This is a genomic window from Staphylococcus saprophyticus subsp. saprophyticus ATCC 15305 = NCTC 7292, from assembly GCF_000010125.1.
GTDB classification, from domain to species: domain Bacteria; phylum Bacillota; class Bacilli; order Staphylococcales; family Staphylococcaceae; genus Staphylococcus; species Staphylococcus saprophyticus.
The window spans coordinates 843377-862202 of sequence record NC_007350.1; the positions used below are offsets into that span (position 1 = coordinate 843377).

General features: G+C 37.4%; 14 protein-coding genes and 2 rRNA genes. 7 read left to right on the forward strand and 9 right to left on the reverse strand.

The window, feature by feature from the left end:
• Positions 1 to 170: 170 nt before the first annotated feature.
• Both SSP_RS04050 and rrf read left to right on the forward strand, forming a co-directional pair.
• A 23S ribosomal RNA gene (locus SSP_RS04050) occupies positions 171 to 3093 on the forward strand.
• 78 nt (positions 3094 to 3171) lie between these two features.
• Positions 3172 to 3286: ribosomal RNA gene (rrf, locus tag SSP_RS04055) — 5S ribosomal RNA — on the forward strand.
• A 747-nt stretch (positions 3287 to 4033) separates the two neighbouring features.
• Here rrf and ilvA read toward each other — a convergent pair.
• The 9 genes from ilvA to ilvD all read right to left on the reverse strand — a co-directional run bounded on the left by ilvA (position 4034) and on the right by ilvD (position 15024).
• Positions 4034 to 5302, reverse strand: coding sequence for a threonine ammonia-lyase IlvA (gene ilvA, locus SSP_RS04065; protein WP_011302710.1), 1269 nt, complete (start codon positions 5300 to 5302; stop codon positions 4034 to 4036).
• Between the two features lie 23 nt (positions 5303 to 5325).
• Positions 5326 to 5901: a 3-isopropylmalate dehydratase small subunit gene (leuD, locus tag SSP_RS04070; protein ID WP_002482760.1), complete on the reverse strand. Its 576-nt coding sequence runs from the start codon at positions 5899 to 5901 to the stop codon at positions 5326 to 5328.
• A 1-nt stretch (position 5902) separates the two neighbouring features.
• Positions 5903 to 7273 (reverse strand): 3-isopropylmalate dehydratase large subunit, encoded by a 1371-nt coding sequence (gene leuC, locus SSP_RS04075; RefSeq protein WP_002482761.1) that lies wholly within the window; start codon positions 7271 to 7273, stop codon positions 5903 to 5905.
• Positions 7274 to 7290: 17 nt separating this feature from the next.
• Positions 7291 to 8331 (reverse strand): 3-isopropylmalate dehydrogenase, encoded by a 1041-nt coding sequence (gene leuB / locus SSP_RS04080; protein WP_011302711.1) that lies wholly within the window; start codon positions 8329 to 8331, stop codon positions 7291 to 7293.
• Entirely contained in the window at positions 8328 to 9863 is a 1536-nt protein-coding gene (locus SSP_RS04085; protein ID WP_011302712.1) for a 2-isopropylmalate synthase, read from the reverse strand. Before SSP_RS04085 ends, leuB begins: the two co-directional genes overlap by 4 nt.
• Positions 9864 to 10013: 150 nt before the next feature.
• Complete coding sequence (gene ilvC, locus SSP_RS04090; RefSeq protein ID WP_011302713.1) at positions 10014 to 11018, reverse strand: ketol-acid reductoisomerase; 1005 nt, start codon at positions 11016 to 11018, stop codon at positions 10014 to 10016.
• A gap of 44 nt (positions 11019 to 11062) precedes the next feature.
• Positions 11063 to 11536 (reverse strand): acetolactate synthase small subunit, encoded by a 474-nt coding sequence (gene ilvN / locus SSP_RS04095; protein ID WP_011302714.1) that lies wholly within the window; start codon positions 11534 to 11536, stop codon positions 11063 to 11065.
• Positions 11533 to 13323: a biosynthetic-type acetolactate synthase large subunit gene (gene ilvB, locus SSP_RS04100; protein ID WP_011302715.1), complete on the reverse strand. Its 1791-nt coding sequence runs from the start codon at positions 13321 to 13323 to the stop codon at positions 11533 to 11535. The genes ilvN and ilvB overlap by 4 nt, the downstream gene beginning before the upstream one ends.
• Positions 13324 to 13335: 12 nt before the next feature.
• Entirely contained in the window at positions 13336 to 15024 is a 1689-nt protein-coding gene (ilvD, locus tag SSP_RS04105) for a dihydroxy-acid dehydratase (protein WP_011302716.1), read from the reverse strand.
• A gap of 632 nt (positions 15025 to 15656) precedes the next feature.
• Here ilvD and tsaE point away from each other — a divergent pair.
• The 5 genes from tsaE to SSP_RS04130 all read left to right on the forward strand — a co-directional run bounded on the left by tsaE (position 15657) and on the right by SSP_RS04130 (position 18789).
• Entirely contained in the window at positions 15657 to 16118 is a 462-nt protein-coding gene (tsaE, locus tag SSP_RS04110; RefSeq protein WP_011302717.1) for a tRNA (adenosine(37)-N6)-threonylcarbamoyltransferase complex ATPase subunit type 1 TsaE, read from the forward strand.
• Positions 16099 to 16761 (forward strand): tRNA (adenosine(37)-N6)-threonylcarbamoyltransferase complex dimerization subunit type 1 TsaB, encoded by a 663-nt coding sequence (gene tsaB, locus SSP_RS04115; RefSeq protein ID WP_011302718.1) that lies wholly within the window; start codon positions 16099 to 16101, stop codon positions 16759 to 16761. Before tsaE ends, tsaB begins: the two co-directional genes overlap by 20 nt.
• The gene (gene rimI, locus SSP_RS04120) at positions 16734 to 17198 is read left to right on the forward strand and encodes a ribosomal protein S18-alanine N-acetyltransferase (protein ID WP_002482770.1); all 465 of its coding nucleotides are present in this window, start codon (positions 16734 to 16736) and stop codon (positions 17196 to 17198) included. The genes tsaB and rimI overlap by 28 nt, the downstream gene beginning before the upstream one ends.
• On the forward strand, positions 17191 to 18219 hold the full coding sequence (gene tsaD, locus SSP_RS04125) for a tRNA (adenosine(37)-N6)-threonylcarbamoyltransferase complex transferase subunit TsaD (protein ID WP_011302719.1): 1029 nt from the start codon (positions 17191 to 17193) through the stop codon (positions 18217 to 18219). Before rimI ends, tsaD begins: the two co-directional genes overlap by 8 nt.
• 147 nt (positions 18220 to 18366) lie before the next feature.
• Positions 18367 to 18789, forward strand: coding sequence for a VOC family protein (locus SSP_RS04130; protein WP_011302720.1), 423 nt, complete (start codon positions 18367 to 18369; stop codon positions 18787 to 18789).
• Positions 18790 to 18826: the final 37 nt, after the last annotated feature.

Consider the following 18826-nt stretch of genomic DNA (forward strand, 5'->3'; position numbering starts at 1 on the left):
CTAGATAAGTAAGTAAAATTTATGATTTTACCAAGCAAAACCGAGTGAATTAGAGTTTTTTAACAAGCTTTGAATTCAAAAAGAAATAATCGCTAGTGTTCGAAAGAACACTCACAGATTAATAACATTTTGGGTTTTCAACCGACTTGTTCGTGTTGAAAGTCAAAAAAGATTAAGTTATTAAGGGCGCACGGTGGATGCCTTGGCACTAGAAGCCGACGAAGGACGTTACTAACGACGATATGCTTTGGGGAGCTGTAAGTAAGCTTTGATCCAGAGATTTCCTAATGGGGAAACCCAGCACGAGTTATGTCGTGTTATCGATATGTGAATACATAGCATATCTGAAGGCAGACGCGGAGAACTGAAACATCTTAGTACCCGCAGGAAGAGAAAGAAAAATCGATTCCCTGAGTAGCGGCGAGCGAAACGGGAAGAGCCCAAACCAACGAGCTTGCTTGTTGGGGTTGTAGGACACTCTATACGGAGTTACAAAAGAACAGACTAGACGAATCATCTGGAAAGATGAATCAAAGAAGGTAATAATCCTGTAGTCGAAAGTTTGTTCACTCTTGAGTGGATCCTGAGTACGACGGAACACGAGAAATTCCGTCGGAATCTGGGAGGACCATCTCCCAAGGCTAAATACTCTCTAGTGACCGATAGTGAACCAGTACCGTGAGGGAAAGGTGAAAAGTACCCCGGAAGGGGAGTGAAATAGAACTTGAAACCGTGTGCTTACAAGTAGTCAGAGCCCGTTAATGGGTGATGGCGTGCCTTTTGTAGAATGAACCGGCGAGTTACGATTTGATGCAAGGTTAAGCAGTGAATGTGGAGCCGTAGCGAAAGCGAGTCTGAATAGGGCGTTGAGTATTTGGTCGTAGACCCGAAACCAGGTGATCTACCCATGACCAGGTTGAAGTTCAGGTAACACTGAATGGAGGACCGAACCGACTTACGTTGAAAAGTGAGCGGATGAGTTGTGGGTAGCGGAGAAATTCCAATCGAACCTGGAGATAGCTGGTTCTCTCCGAAATAGCTTTAGGGCTAGCCTCAAGTGATGATTATTGGAGGTAGAGCACTGTTTGGACGAGGGGCCCTTATCGGGTTACCGAATTCAGACAAACTCCGAATGCCAATCAATTTAACTTGGGAGTCAGAACGCGGGTGATAAGGTCCGTGTTCGAAAGGGAAACAGCCCAGACCACCAGCTAAGGTCCCAAAATATATGTTAAGTGGAAAAGGATGTGGCGTTGCCCAGACAACTAGGATGTTGGCTTAGAAGCAGCCATCATTTAAAGAGTGCGTAATAGCTCACTAGTCGAGTGACACTGCGCCGAAAATGTACCGGGGCTAAACATATTACCGAAGCTGTGGATTGTCCGTAAGGACAATGGTAGGAGAGCGTTCTAAGGGCGTTGAAGCATGATCGCAAGGACATGTGGAGCGCTTAGAAGTGAGAATGCCGGTGTGAGTAGCGAAAGACGGGTGAGAATCCCGTCCACCGATTGACTAAGGTTTCCAGAGGAAGGCTCGTCCGCTCTGGGTTAGTCGGGTCCTAAGCTGAGGCCGATAGGCGTAGGCGATGGATAACAGGTTGATATTCCTGTACCACCATTATTCGTTTTAAGCGATGGGGGGACGCAGTAGGATAGGCGAAGCGTACGATTGGATTGTACGTCCAAGCAGTGAGATTGAGTGTTAGGCAAATCCGGCACTCTTAAGATTGAGCTGTGATGGGGAGAGGAAATTGTTTCCTCGAGTCGTTGATTTCACACTGCCAAGAAAAGCCTCTAGCTAGAATTGTGGTGCCCGTACCGCAAACCGACACAGGTAGTCAAGATGAGAATTCTAAGGTGAGCGAGCGAACTCTCGTTAAGGAACTCGGCAAAATGACCCCGTAACTTCGGGAGAAGGGGTGCTCTTTAGGGTTAACGCCCAGGAGAGCCGCAGTGAATAGGCCCAAGCGACTGTTTATCAAAAACACAGGTCTCTGCTAAACCGTAAGGTGATGTATAGGGGCTGACGCCTGCCCGGTGCTGGAAGGTTAAGAGGAGTGGTTAGCTTCTGCGAAGCTACGAATCGAAGCCCCAGTAAACGGCGGCCGTAACTATAACGGTCCTAAGGTAGCGAAATTCCTTGTCGGGTAAGTTCCGACCCGCACGAAAGGCGTAACGATTTGGGCACTGTCTCAACGAGAGACTCGGTGAAATCATAGTACCTGTGAAGATGCAGGTTACCCGCGACAGGACGGAAAGACCCCGTGGAGCTTTACTGTAGTCTGATATTGAAATTCGGCACAGCTTGTACAGGATAGGTAGGAGCCTGAGATACGTGAGCGCTAGCTTACGTGGAGGCGTTGGTGGGATACTACCCTCGCTGTGTTGGATTTCTAACCCGCACCATTTATCATGGTGGGAGACAGTGTCAGATGGGCAGTTTGACTGGGGCGGTCGCCTCCTAAAGAGTAACGGAGGCGCTCAAAGGTTTCCTCAGAATGGTTGGAAATCATTCATAGAGTGTAAAGGCATAAGGAAGCTTGACTGCGAGACTTACAAGTCGAGCAGGGTCGAAAGACGGACTTAGTGATCCGGTGGTTCCGCATGGAAGGGCCATCGCTCAACGGATAAAAGCTACCCCGGGGATAACAGGCTTATCTCCCCCAAGAGTTCACATCGACGGGGAGGTTTGGCACCTCGATGTCGGCTCATCGCATCCTGGGGCTGTAGTCGGTCCCAAGGGTTGGGCTGTTCGCCCATTAAAGCGGTACGCGAGCTGGGTTCAGAACGTCGTGAGACAGTTCGGTCCCTATCCGTCGTGGGCGTAGGAAATTTGAGAGGAGCTGTCCTTAGTACGAGAGGACCGGGATGGACATACCTCTGGTGTACCAGTTGTCGTGCCAACGGCATCGCTGGGTAGCTATGTATGGACGGGATAAGTGCTGAAAGCATCTAAGCATGAAGCCCCCCTCAAGATGAGATTTCCCAACTTCGGTTATAAGATCCCTCAAAGATGATGAGGTTAATAGGTTCGAGGTGGAAGCATAGCGATATGTGCAGCTGACGAATACTAATCGATCGAAGACTTAATCAAATTTTAAATGTTTTGTTTGGTTGAATCATATTTTACTTACTATCTAGTTTTGAATGTATAATTTTATACATTTCATTGTCTGGTGACAATGGCAAGGAGGTCACACCTGTTCCCATGCCGAACACAGAAGTTAAGCTCCTTAGCGCCGATGGTAGTCGGACTTACGTTCCGCAAGAGTAGGACGTTGCCAGGCAGCATTAATAGGATGCGATGAGCCGAGACCGAGAGGTCTCTTTTTTTATGTCAAAAAAGGCTTAACTTCTCCAGTTCGAAGAACTGAAAAGCCTAAAATAAGCTATTATGAGAAAGCGTTTGAAGCTGACGAACTGAGCAAAAGACGAAGCGAGCTTACAAGCAGTGTTGATTAAATGAACATACGAGTCAAAACTCGTATGTAAGAATAACTAAATCCAATAAATTGGAAAGTTATTCTTTATAGGAAAGCGTGAAAGTGAGAAAAGATGCGAGCGCTTGCCTCATGATAGGAAAAGCTCCTTAGCGCTGATGGTAGCCGACTTACGTTCCGCAAGAGTAGGACGTTGCCAGGCAGCATTAATAGGATGCGATGAGCCGAGACCGAGAGGTCTCTTTTTTTATGTCAAAAAAGGCTTAACTTCTCCAGTTCGAAGAACTGAAAAGCCTAAAACAAGCTATTATGAGAAAGCGTTTGAAACTGACGAACTGAGCAAAAGACGAAGCGAGCTTACAAGCGGTATTGATTAAATGAACATACGAGTCAAAACTCGTATGTAAGAATAACTAAATCCAATAAATTGGAAAGACACTCTATATATGAACGTACTTACTGCAGTAAATAGAATGAGTGCGACTACAGGAGCAAACATACACCTAACAAGTAATGTACGATCAAAATTGCAAAATAATTTTAAATATAAAGAGGCCTAACCCTATATAGTAAGGATTAGGCCTCTTATAATGCTTAAATCAGCAATGAATATAACATTTTATTTTCGTTAATATAAATATTTGATTTATCAAATTCATCGACATTTGCTTTTAAATGTCCCAAATCTTTATGATTATTCAACTGAATACCTATAATTACAGTTCCAGTATTTTGGGAAGATTTTTTGAGATATTCAAATTTCGTAATATCATCTTTAGGACCAAGTACTTCGTTAACAAATTCTCTTAATGCGCCTGGACGTTGCGGGAAATTTAGGATGAAGTAATGCTTCATCTCTTCAAATAATAATGAACGTTCTTCAATTTCCTTCATACGATTAATATCATTATTGCCACCACTAACGACACAGACAACAGTTTTTCCTTTGATTTCTGCTTGATATTGATCAAGTGCAGCTATACTTAATGCACCCGCAGGTTCAGCAATAATAGCTTGTTTAGAGTACATATCTAAAATAGTTGAACAAACAGCACCCTCATGTACTTGGATATAATCATCAACGATATCTTTAGAAATATCAAAAGTAATTTGTCCAACACGCGCTACAGATGCGCCATCTACAAATTTATCAATATCTGGTAAAGTAACTAGTTGATTTTCCAATACTACTGAAGTATACATACTTGCTGCACCCGCAGGCTCAACACCTATAATTGAAGTTTCTGGAGAATGCGTTTTGAAATAAGTACCAACTCCAGAAATTAAACCGCCACCACCGATTGCAGCAAATAAATAATCGAATTGAATGTCGTTATCTTTAGATTGTTCAAGTATTTCTTTAGCTAATGTGCCTTGACCAGCAATAGTATAAATATTATTAAAAGGGTCAATAAAGTTCATTTTATTTTCTTCAGTATAAACAAGGGCTTCTTTAAGGCAGTCGTCAAAAGTATCACCAGTTAATACGACTTCAGTATTGTCGCCACCAAAGAATTTCACTTGGTTAATTTTTTGAAGTGGGGTAGTTACTGGCATAAATATGACAGCATTCAAGTTTAATTTACTAGCTGTATAAGCTACGCCTTGTGCATGATTACCCGCACTTGCACACGTGATACCGTTTTGACGATCAGCTTCATCTAAAGCAATAATCGCGTTATATGCACCTCTGAGTTTAAATGACCTAACCCATTGCAAATCTTCACGTTTTAAATAAACCTTACAATCATATTTTTGTGATAAATAGTGATCTTTTTGTAATGGTGTCTCTTTAACTATATCTTTTAATTGTAAATAAGCTTCATCTATATCCTTTGAAGAAACTGTTGTTTTTACAGTCATTAGTTTCACCCTTTTTGTATTAATTAGTATGTTTTTGCTGCTTCGTAATTTTTTATTGCATCTTCAAACTGTAAAGTGATATCAATATCATCAAGTCCATTGACGAGTTTTTTCTTCCATGTTTCATCAATTTGAAAATCAAATGATTTATCTTTTGTCGAAACAGTTTGATTTGGTAAATCTATTGTAATCTCTCCAGCATCTGCTAGATACTCTCTTGCTTCTTTGTCTAATACAATAGGCAACATTGCATTTTTAGTACAATTCATATAAAAAATATCACTATAGCTACCGGCGATAATAATGTCAAAACCATAGTCTTTAATAGCCCATGCCGCATGTTCACGACTGGATCCACATCCAAAATTTTCACCAGTAATTAAAATTGAAGCATCTTTATATTCTGGTTTATTAGGATTAAAATCCGGGTTATCAGAACCATCATCTAAATAGCGCCATTCATCAAATGCAAAAGGTCCAAAACCTGACTTAGAAATACGTTTTAAATGTACTTTTGGAATAATTTGATCGGTATCAATATTGTCATTAAAAAGTGGTACGACTTTACCAGTGTATGTTGTGATTGGTTTGATTTCCATTTTATACAACCACCTTTCTAACATCTACAAATTTTCCATTAATAGCAGCAGCTGCTGCCATTGCAGGTGATACTAAATGAGTACGAGCGCCTTTACCTTGTCGTCCTTCAAAGTTACGGTTACTCGTAGAAGCACAATGTACACCATTAGGCACTTGGTCTGGATTCATTCCTAGGCACATGGAGCATCCAGGCTCTCTCCAATCAAAACCAGCGTCTTTAAATATTTTATCAAGACCTAATTTTTCAGCTTCTATCTTAACTGTACGTGAACCTGGTACAACAATTGCAGTAATGTTTGGGTGTACTTTATTCCCTTTAACGACGTGACTTGCTTCAACCAAGTCAGAAAGGCGAGCATTAGTACAAGAACCTAAGAATACATAACCTAAGTCTATGTCCTCAGCTTTTTGACCAGGTTGAAGGCCCATGTAATTATAAGCACGTTCATCATTTACATTTTGTATTTCAGGGAAGGGCGTATTAAAACTTACACCCATTTCAGGATTTGTACCCCAAGTTACTTGAGGTTCTAGATCAGTTACATCTAATGTGATCACTCTATCAAATTCTGCATCTTCATCAGTATATAGTTCGCGCCATGCATCAATATCATATTTATAATTTGTAGCATAAGGACGTCCTTTAACATACTCAAAAGTTGTTTCATCTGGAGCCATCATACCGTATTTTGCACCAGCTTCTATAGCCATATTGCAAATTGTCATTCTCGCTTCCATGGATAAACTGCGAATTGTTTCACCAGAAAATTCTAGAGCATAACCAGTACCGAAATCAACACCATGTTGATTGATAAGATGCAAAATAATATCTTTTGCGTAAACACCTGTAGGTAATTTACCATTTACTTCAATTTTTAAATTTTTAGGTTTAGTTTGCCAAAGTGATTGTGTTGCAAAAACGTGTTCAACTTCACTTGTACCAATACCAAAAGCGATTGCACCAAAAGCACCATGAGTCGCAGTATGTGAGTCACCGCAGACGATGGTTTTTCCTGGTTGAGTCAATCCTGTTTCTGGGCCAACCATATGAACGATACCTTGTTCATCGGATCCCATATCAAAAATATGAACACCAAAGGCCTTTGCATTTTTTTGTAAAGTTGTGATTTGTTTGTTTGCAATTTCATCTTTAATATTGAAAATATCGACCGTTGGCACGTTATGATCAAGTGTTGCATAGGTTAAATCAGGTCTACGCAATTGTCTATTTTGTAGTCTTAATCCTTCAAAAGCTTGAGGAGATGTGACTTCATGTATTAGATGTAGGTCAATATATAATAATTGTGGGTCACCTTCTTTACCAGTTAAGACATGCTTGTTCCAAACTTTATCAAATAGTGTTTTACCCATATGACATCTCCTCCTTTTTAAAGATTTTCTTTGACGTAATTAAAAATTTCTGATGTAAGATAATTACCATTGAGATCACGGGTTGTTTTTCCTTCTTTTATTAATTGATATATAACATTTTCTAATTTATCTGCTGCTTTGTCTTCATTTAGACTTTCTCTAAGACACATTGCCACGGATAGTAACATGCCAAAAGGATTGGCAATATCTTGATTTGCAATATCTGGAGCTGAACCATGAATAGGTTCATATAGTCTTGGACCTTGTTCGCTAAAGCTTGCTGAAGGTGATAATCCCAAAGAACCAGGAATGACTGAAGCTTCGTCACTTAAAATATCGCCAAATAAATTTTCTGTCACAATGACATCAAATTGTGATGGATTTGTTATTAAGTGCATGGCACAAGCATCGACGAGTAAATGGTTTACCTCAACATCAGGATATGATTGAGATACTTCATTTATTACATTTCGCCATAATTTACTAGATGAAAGTACATTTTCTTTATCAACTGAAGTTAACTTTTTATGACGCTTTTGAGCTAATTCAAAACCAACTCTAGCAATTCTTTCGATTTCATCTCTAGTATAAGTCAAGGAATCCAGTGCGTCGTTTTCACTTAATTGTTTTGGTTCACCAAAATAGATGCCACCGGTTAATTCTCTTACTAAAATAAAATCTGTATTTGCGACACGTTCTTCTTTAATAGGGGATAAATGGCTTGTGCCATTTGTAACTGTAGTGGGGCGTATATTTGCAAACAGACCCAAAGCTTTACGAATGCCAAGTAAACCTTGTTCTGGTCTATTATTTGGATCTGTCCACTTGGGTCCCCCCACAGCACCTAATAGGATTGCGTCTGCATTTTTACAAGCATTTAATGTGGAATCTGGAAGTGGTTTGCCATGATTATCTATAGCAATACCACCAAAGTCATGTGATTCTAATTCATATTCAAAATGAAATTCTTTACTTAGCTGTTGTAATATTTCTAATGAACCATTTAATATTTCTGGTCCAATTCCGTCTCCAGGAAGGGCTACAATCTTATAACTCATGAATGAATACCTTCTTCCACTTTTGTATTAGCTACATATTTCGCATGCGCTTCAACATATGATTTACAAGAAGCGAGTAAGATATCGTGGTCAATACCTACACCAGTAACAATTTGATCATCTATCTTAATCTGAACATGTACTTCAGCTTGAGCATCTGTGCCTTCAGTAACAGAGTCTATGCGATATTCAATAAGTTCTGTTTTACGATCAAAGATACGATCAACAGCGTTGTATACAGAAACAATGGAGCCTGTTCCAATACTTGAATCTTGGTACGTATTACCGTCTATATCTTTAATTACAACGACAGCACTTTGTAAACCATTAGAAACAAATTGTAATTGAAGTGTCTCTACTTTATAAATTGCATTTTGTTCATGTTCCGTACCTTGAATTAAAGCATGGATGTCACGATCAGTTACTGCTTTTTTCTTATCAGCGACCGTTTTAAATTGTTTGAATAAAGTTTTTTGTTCTTCAGGATCAACATCGTAACCTAGGGCAGTTAGTTTTTCTGCAAAAGCGTGCTTACCAGAAAGTTTACCAAGTGGTAATTCTGTTGTTTTAACTCCGACAAGTTGAGGTGTCATAATTTCATAAGTTTCTGGATTTTTAAGAACGCCATCTTGGTGTATACCTGATTCATGACTAAATGCGTTTTGTCCAACAATGGCTTTGTTTCTTGGGACTCGAATACCTGCGAATCGAGCAATTAAATCAGATGTTTGTTTTGTTTCTTCTAAATTAATTTGAGTTTGATTATCATAATGATCTTGTCTAACATAAAGGCCCAGTGCAACTTCTTCTAAAGCTGTATTACCAGCACGTTCGCCAATACCATTAAGCGTGCCTTCAATACGTTTTGCGCCATTCTCTATTGCTGCCATACTATTTGCTACTGCTAGGCCTAAATCATCGTGACAATGTGCGCTATAAATCACATCATGATCAGCATGAACAGATTCTTGTAACGTTTTGAAAATTTCACCATATTCTTTAGGATAGCTAAAACCTACAGTATCAGGGATGTTAATTACACTAGCGCCTGCATCAACAGCTGTTTGAACACATTCAATTAAAAATGGTAATTCCGTTCTTGTTGCATCTTCTGGTGAAAACTGAACAACATCAAAATATTGTTTAGCATAAGAAACATGCTCCTTAATAGATGCTAATACTTCTTCTTTTGACATCATTAGTTTTGAATCACGATGGATAGGGCTTGTTGCAATAAATACATGAATCCTAGGTTTAGCTGCTGCTTTAGTTGATTCGTATACTGCATCTATGTCTTTTTTTACACAACGTGCTAAGCCACAGACAGCGGTAGTAGTTAATGTTTTAGCAATAGCTTCAACTGATTTGAAACTACCAGAACTAGAAGCGGGGAAACCTGCTTCAATAATGTCTACGCCCCATTTTTCAAGTTGTTTAGCAATCTTTAATCTTTCATCGAATGAAAAATTTACGCCAGGTGTTTGTTCGCCGTCTCTTAGTGTTGTATCAAAAATTTGAATATGGCTACTCATTTTCAACATCTCCTATAAATGAATTTTAGACAATCATATTTATCGAGAAATTTGAAACATCTTACCAAGTTAGCTAATGCAAAATATTACGATTTGCATTAGAACTTAGCTTGATGTCATTTTTATCGATAGATATGGTAGTTTGCCTAATTATTTTTCAATGCTCTTAGATTTGATGAATGGCATCATATCACGGAGTTCTCTACCAACCGCTTCGATTTGATGACCATGTTGTTCTTCTCTTAATTTATGGAATTCTTCAAAATTATTTTGATTATCTTTAATGAATCGATCACTGAAGTTTCCTTTTTGAATATCATCTAATACAGCTTTCATATTATCTTTAACATCCGGTGTGATAATACGTGGTCCAGAAACATAGTCACCAAATTCAGCTGTATTTGAAATTGAATAGCGCATATTTTCCATACCGCCTTCATACATTAAATCAACAATCAATTTCATTTCATGCAATACTTCAAAGTATGCAATTTCTGGTTGGTAACCTGCTTCTACTAACGTTTCGAAACCAGATTGTACTAATTTAGTCGTACCACCACAAAGCACTGCTTGTTCACCGAATAAATCTGTTTCTGTTTCTTCTTTAAATGATGTTTCTAATACACCTGCACGTGTTGCACCGATACCTTTAGCATAGCTTAATGCTAAATCTCTAGCTTCACCACTCGGATCTTGTTCAACTGCGAATAGGGCAGGGACTGCGCTTCCTTCAGCAAATGTACGACGTACTAAATGTCCAGGTCCTTTAGGCGCTACTAAGAATACATCTACGTTTTCTGGTGGTTGAATAACACCGAAATGAATATTAAAACCATGCGCGAATACTAATGCATTGTTTGCTTCTAAGTTTGGTTCAATTTCTTCTTTATATACTTGGCCTTGAATTTCATCTGGTAATAACACCATGATGACATCAGCTTGTTTTGCTGCTTCATCTACAGGATATACTTCGAAGCCATCATCTTTAGCTTTGTCAAAAGAACATCCAGGTCTGATTCCGATAATGACATCATAACCGTTGTCTTTTAAATTTTGAGCATGTGCGTGTCCTTGAGAACCATAGCCTATGATTGCTACTTTTTTACCTTGTAAAGCGTCTTTCGTAACTGATTGGTCATAATAAACTGTTGTCATAATAAAATCCTCCATTTTTGTAATTAAGTATAGTTGAAGCTTTGTTAAACTAATGCTGCTGCACCAGTTCTAGAAACTTGTTCAATTTCATATGATGATAGATCATCTAATAAGTTGTCCATTGTATATTGTGGGCCTGAAGCTTGAAGATACGTAAAAGGTGCTTCATGTTTTAATATAGAGACTAGCGCATCATATGGTTTGATTACATTTTGTAAATCTTGCTGATTCGTCGGTGTTTTTAATTTCACTAGCACCAACTCTCTGTTGTAAGTGTTACTTTCAGTAATGTCTTCAACATCAATAATGTTTATTTGTTTTTCTAGTTGTTGAAGTAGATTACGTAACACATCTCTATCAGGTACTTCTGCTACAAAAGTAATGTCCGAAATACCTTCTTCTAAAGTTGGAGTCGCTGACAATGTCACGATGTTAAACTGTCTACGGACGAAGATACTTGTTAAGCGATTTAACGTCCCAGCTTTATCTCTTACTTTTGTTCTAAAAGTCCTTCTCATAATAGACCCTCCATTTCATGATTAGCTTTGCCGCTTGGTACCATTGGTGATACAGGTTCAATAGGTGAAATACGTACATCAATGAGTGCAGGTCCTTCATGTTGAAAAGCTGCATCTAACTGTTGTTCTAATTGGCTTGGATTTTCAACTAAGTAACCTTTCACATTGTAAGCTTCAGCTAATTTCAAAAAGTCTGGTTGGCCATTAAATACTGAGTGAGAGAAACGTTTATTAAAGAATTTATCCTGCCATTGCTTAACCATGCCGAGTGTACCGTTGTTAATAATGACAATCTTGATATCAAGGTTGTATTCTTCTAAAATGGCCATTTCTTGGTTTGTCATTTGGAATCCACCATCACCAACAAAGACAACGACTGTTTTATCAGGTGCTGCAAGTTTTGCTCCAATAGCAGCAGGGATACCAAATCCCATTGTGCCGAGACCACCACTTGTTACTAATTGACCATGATTTTTAAATGGATAGAATTGGGCAACCCACATTTGATGTTGTCCGACATCGGTAGTTACTACGGCGTCACCTTGTGTGATTTCACCAATATATTCAATCGTTCTTTGAGGTTTAGAAAATACGCCGTCCTCATCTTCTTTATATGCAAAAGGTTTTTTAGCTTTATTTTCATTACAAGTTTCTAACCAGTCATCATGTCTAATTGAATAACTATCGAAATCTAATAATGCTTCTAAAGTTGCTTTACAGTCAGCAACGATACCTAAATCTACTTTGATGATTTTATTTATTTCAGATGCGTCGATGTCCACATGTACTATTTTGGCATTTGGTGCAAATGATTCTGGATCACTTGCTAATCTATCGTCAAACCGACTACCAAAGTTAATGAGTAAATCGCAATCCGTTAATGCCATATTGCTGGCATATGAGCCGTGCATACCACCCATACCTAAAAATAGGGGATGTTCATATGGTATAGCACCGAGACCTAATAGCGTACTAACGACAGGTAATTGATGTCTATTTACAAATTCAGTAAATACTTTATTGGCTTTGGCATGATTAATACCTGCACCTGAAAGTACAACAGGCTTTTTAGCACTTTTTAAATAATCACGTAGTTTTTGAATTTCTTCTTTTTTAGGTTGATTTGGTACGGAATAACCTGGTAATTCTAATTCTTCTGTTACTTGTGCGTTTGTTGATAAGATCCCCATATCTTTTGGAAAATCAATTACAACTGGACCTTTTCTACCAGTATTGGCGATATGAAACGCTTCATGAATGATAGTAGGGATGTCGTTTACATTTTTTACTTGATAATTGTGTTTGGTTATTGGTGTTGTCATTGAAAGTAAATCAGCTTCTTGGAAAGCATCTTTACCAATACCAGGTGTAGCGACTTGACCAGTGATGACAACAAGTGGCAATGAGTCACTATAAGCATCAGCAATACCTGTAATTGCATTGGTTGCTCCTGGCCCGCTTGTTACGACAACAACGCCTGTATTACCGGATACTCTTGCATATCCTTCAGCTGCGTGTGTAGCACCTTGTTCATGTCTTGCTAAGATATGTTCAATTTTCCCATCATAAAATGTGTCGTAAAGGGGGAGTACTGCACCACCCGGATACCCAAAGATAAAGTCTACGTTCTCATTTGCAAGTGATTCTACTAACAATTCTGACCCGGATTTCATCTCATCTATTGTTTGTTGTTCTAACTCTACCTCAGGTTCAACGGCTTCAGCTGCTTCTAAAGAATCAAAATTTTCTGACAATTCGTTTTCAAGTGTTTCCGTTTGTTTAGACATAATGCTCACTCCTTAAATGAGATTTTCTGGTACTTGCATGATACCACCTGTATTAGCACTTGTTACTAATGCAGTGTAACGCGCAAGATAACCTGTTTTTACTTTTGCTTTAAATGGTTTTACGTTTTGCTTTCTAGCGTCTAATTCTTCAGTTGAAACATTGACATCTAATGTACGATTCGTTAAATCAATCGTTATTTCATCTCCGTCATTTATTAACCCAATTGGACCACCTGCTGCAGCTTCTGGTGATATATGACCAACAGCAATACCACGTGTAGCACCTGAAAATCTTCCATCTGTGATAAGCGCTACATCTTTTCCTAAGCCTCGTCCTACAATGGATGAAGTAGGGGCTAACATTTCTGGCATCCCTGGACCACCTTTAGGGCCTTCATATCGGATAACAACTACGTGACCTTCACGAACATCATGGTTATCAATCGCTTCGACAGCTTCGTCATGTGAGTCAAAACAAATTGCTTTACCTTTAAAGACTTTAATAGAAGGGTCTACACCACCAACTTTTATAACAGCACCTTTGGGAGCGATATTTCCATAAAGGATGGAAAGTCCACCTTGTTTATCATATGGATTATCTAAATGTCTTATAACATCACTATTTAAGATTTCTTTATCTTCATTGTTTTCACGTAATGTTTTACCTGTAGCTGTAATTCTATCTGGATGCAATGTACCTTCTTTTTTAAATAATTCGTTTATGATAGCTGGAACACCACCAGCTTCATGTACATCATGCATTGAATAGGATGAGCTTGGTGCTATTTTTGAAAGATATGGTGTTTTCTTAGCAATTTCATTAATTCTTGTTAAATCATAATCAATACCTGCTTCATTTGCGATAGCAAGTGTATGCAGTACAGTATTGGTTGAACCACCCATGGCCATGTCTAATGCAAAAGCATCGTCAATTGCTTCTCGGGTTACAATATCTTTTGGTTTAAGATCGTTTTTAATATTATCTACTAGTTTGAATGCAGCTTCTCTAATCATTTCTCTACGTTGGTCACTTACTGCAAGTGCAGTACCATTATATGGAAGGGCTAACCCTAACACTTCCATTAAACAGTTCATTGAATTCGCAGTAAACATACCAGAACATGAACCACAAGTTGGACAAGCATTTTGTTCCATATCTAAAAATTCATCTTTTGAAATAGATCCATCTTTAAATGCACCAACTGCTTCGAACATTGAAGAAAGTGTTAAAGCTTTACCTTCTGAAGATAAACCGGCTTTCATTGGACCACCCGAACAAAAGATAGCTGGTACATTGGTACGAACAGATGCTAATAACATGCCTGGTGTAATTTTATCGCAATTTGGGATGTAGAATACACCATCAAACCAATGTGCATTAATAACTGTTTCAGCTGCATCAGCTATGATTTCTCTAGATGGTAGGGAATATCTCATTCCAATATGGCCCATTGCAATACCATCATCTACACCGATTGTGTCAAATTCAAAGGGAATCGCACCAGCTTCACGAATGGCTTCTTTTGCTATGTCTGCTAATTCTCTAAGATGTACGTGTCCAGGGACAATATCAATATATGAGTTACAAATTGCCACGAATGGCTTGTTCATATCTGTTGGTTTATCTAATGCACCCGTTGCATGTAAAAGACTTCTTGCTGGTGCTTGTTGATCTCCTTTTTTGATCATGTCACTTCTCATATTTAATTCCCCCATAAAATTGAAAATAAAAAAAGTGTCCCAATAAATTATTGGGACACTTTAAAGCCCCATTCAACTAGAATAAGGACTTAAACGTTTAGTAGTTTCTTTACTAAAGTTCCAGTCCTATGAGCATAATAAAATGACTAAAATATTTGAAGTTGTTGGTTGAGCTTGCGTTGTATGTTTGGTCATTTTATTATACTCCTCTCGATAGAATGGTTTATTTTTCTGATTTGTTTGAAATATCTAAAAATTTGATAAATTAAATTTACTACATCAAATGGGTTGTGTCAATAACTTTTTGTATTTTTCTGTCAATTCAAATATTTCAAAATTAAAGGAACTTGTTTCACTTTGAAGTATTATATGGAAAAATTTGTTAAACTAGAGTAGTTAATTTTAAGATATATATAAAACCGTTAGTAAATGACAAGGCTATTCATAAGCTAGCTCATATTAAATAAGAAAATCAGCTACGCACAATAAATTTAATGAAGGAATAACTGAGCTGAAGCTCATGCATAAATGTCGCTAACCAAATCATATTAGAGGAATACTTGAGCTGAAGCTCATGCATAAAAGCAACTATTCACAATAAATTGTGAAGTTGCTTTAAAAAGGAGAGGCCAATGATAAAAATTAAAAATTTAGAAGATATGGAAACATTTGCTGGCATTTTAACAAAATATTTATCCGCTGGTGATGTGATTTTGTTAAATGGTGATTTAGGTGCGGGTAAGACAACGTTAAGTCAGTTTATAGGCAAAGCATTGGGCGTGAAGAGAAATATTAATTCTCCTACTTTTAATATCATAAAATCTTATCAAGGTAGTCATCTGAAATTACACCATATGGATTGCTATAGATTAGAAAATACGGAAGAAGATTTAGGCTTTGATGAATATTTTGAAGATCAAGCGATTGTATTAATAGAGTGGAGTCAATTTATTTCAGAATACCTTCCTGAAACGTCACTAACACTAGATATTAAAGCTATAAGCCCTACAGAAAGAACCATAGAATTCAACGCTATTGGAAAGCATTATATAGATATTAAGGAGTCGATTTTGCGTGAATTATCTACTGATTGATACATCTAATCAGCCTTTATCTGTTGCTATTATGCAAGATGATAAAGTACTAAGTGAATTTAATACAAATGAAAAAAAGAACCATTCTGTTCAATTGATGCCAGCAATTGCTAATATATTAGAAGAAAGTCAATTAGATAAAAAGGAACTTGATGCAATTATTGTTGCGGAAGGTCCAGGATCTTATACTGGCTTAAGAATAGGTGTGACTGTAGCTAAGACATTGGCATATGCACTTAATACGAAGTTATACGGTGTGTCCTCATTAAAAGCCTTAGCAGCTACAGTAAAGGAAGAAAACATTTTAATTGTACCTGTCTTTGACGCAAGACGAGAAGCAGTTTATTCAGGTGTATATCAGTATCAAAATGGACATTTAGTACAATTGATTGAAGATCAGTATCTTTCGATTACAATGTTAAAGGAATTGCTATATAAACAAGGTGAACATTTTAAATTTGTAGGGGCAGATACAGAAAAATTAGCTGATTTATTAAACCATGACTGCATACCTAATTTGCCAAAAGCAAAAGAAATGAAAGCACTGATTGATCATCCAACTGAAATTCATCAATTCAAACCCAACTATATTAAAATATCAGAGGCAGAGAGAAATTGGTTAGACCAACAGAACAAGAATTAAATATTCGTTTAATGGGTTTAAATGATGTGCCACAAGTATTTGATATTGAAAGAAATAGTTTTAATGATAGTAGTTGGTCAATTGATGCATTTTATCACGAAGTAGAGCAAAATGAATTTGCTCATTATTTTGTTATAGAATTTAATGAAAAAATTATTGGTTATATCGGAATTTGGTTAGTTATAGATCAAGCACAAATTACCACAATTGCCATTGATGAAACATATAGAGGATACGGGTTAGGACAGTTATTGCTTAAGTATGCTATGAATTACGTGCAGACAAAATGTGACGTGATGAGTTTAGAAGTACGAGTTGATAACGATGTAGCACAACATGTGTATACGAATTTAGGTTTTCAATATGGAGGAAAACGTAAAAATTATTATGGTGAAGGTGAGGATGCAATAGTGATGTGGGTGAATTTAAATGAGTGAAACAACATTGATATTAGCGATAGAATCAAGCTGTGATGAAACAAGTGTTAGCATTATTGAAAATGGAAAAAACATACTTAGTAATATCGTATTAAGTCAAATTGAGAGTCATAAACGATTTGGCGGTGTTGTCCCTGAGGTAGCAAGCAGACATCATGTTGAAGGGATTACGACAACCATTGATGAGGCATTAAACAGTGCCAATACTACAATGAATGATATTGATGCAGTGGCTGTAACACAAGGACCTGGCTTGATAGGTGCATTATTGGTAGGGATTAATGCTGCAAAAGCACTTGCATTTGCTTATGATAAACCATTAATTCCAGTTCATCATATTGCTGGTCATGTTTATGCGAATCATCTAGAAAAGCCATTACAGTTCCCTTTAATCGCACTGATTGTTTCAGGGGGACATACTGAATTAGTTTATATGAAAAATCATTTGAGCTTTGAAGTGATCGGTGAAACGCGAGATGACGCTGTTGGTGAGGCGTATGATAAAGTAGCGAGAACCATTGGATTAAGTTATCCGGGGGGACCTCAAGTAGATAATTTAGCGGCTCATGGTGAGGATAGTTACGATTTCCCTAGAGTATGGTTAGATAAAAACAGTTATGATTTTAGCTTTAGTGGTTTAAAAAGTGCAGTAATTAATAAATTGCATAACTTACGCCAAAAAGGTGAAGCAATAAATGAAGCAAACGTAGCTACAAGTTTTCAAAATAGTGTCGTTGAAGTATTGGTTGGTAAAACAATAGCGGCATGTAAAAATTATAACGTGAATCAACTTATAGTAGCTGGTGGCGTTGCAAGTAATAAAGGATTAAGAGCGCATTTATCATCCGCATGTGAGTCAAATGACATCAATTTATCCATACCTAGTCCTAAACTATGTACAGATAATGCAGCAATGATAGGCGCTGCAGGTTATTATTTATTTAAAGCTGGTGTGACTGCAGATATGGCATTAAATGGTTATAATCATATGGATATTGAACAATGTTCAATTGAATCATAAAATAATAAAAGAACTGAGATATTTATATCTCAGTTTTTTTGTTAGTAAGTTAAATTTAAACAAATGAAATAAGGGTATAGGTATTTTAGATTAATTGAACAACATAAAATTTTTTGAGATGAAGATTTTTAAAGGAGGAGAAATAAAATGAAAGCTGTACAATATTTCAATTTTCAAAATAGCTTAGCAGCATTAAATTTTTATGAAAAACATTTAGGAGCAACAAATATTCAACGTGTTAGCGGAGACAATGAGATGTTTAATGATATGCCTGAAGAATTTCAAGTACCTCCAGATTTTACGATGAATGCATCTTTTGAAATACTTGGAGAAAGATTTTATTGTAGTGACACGTGGAAAAATAAAAAGATTGATAATAGTGGTGCCATCGTGACATTTACTTTTGACCATAGTAATGAAGCGGATAAAGCAGCTGCTCAAGCATTTTTTGATAAAGCTGTTGAAGCTGGTTGTGAAGTGACGATGCCATTAGGTGCTACGGAATGGTCTGAATTTTATGGTATGTTCAACGATCCATTCGGTATTACATGGATGATTAATGCAGAATAAGCAGAAATAAGTTTTACTAAGGTAGCCAGGAGTGCGG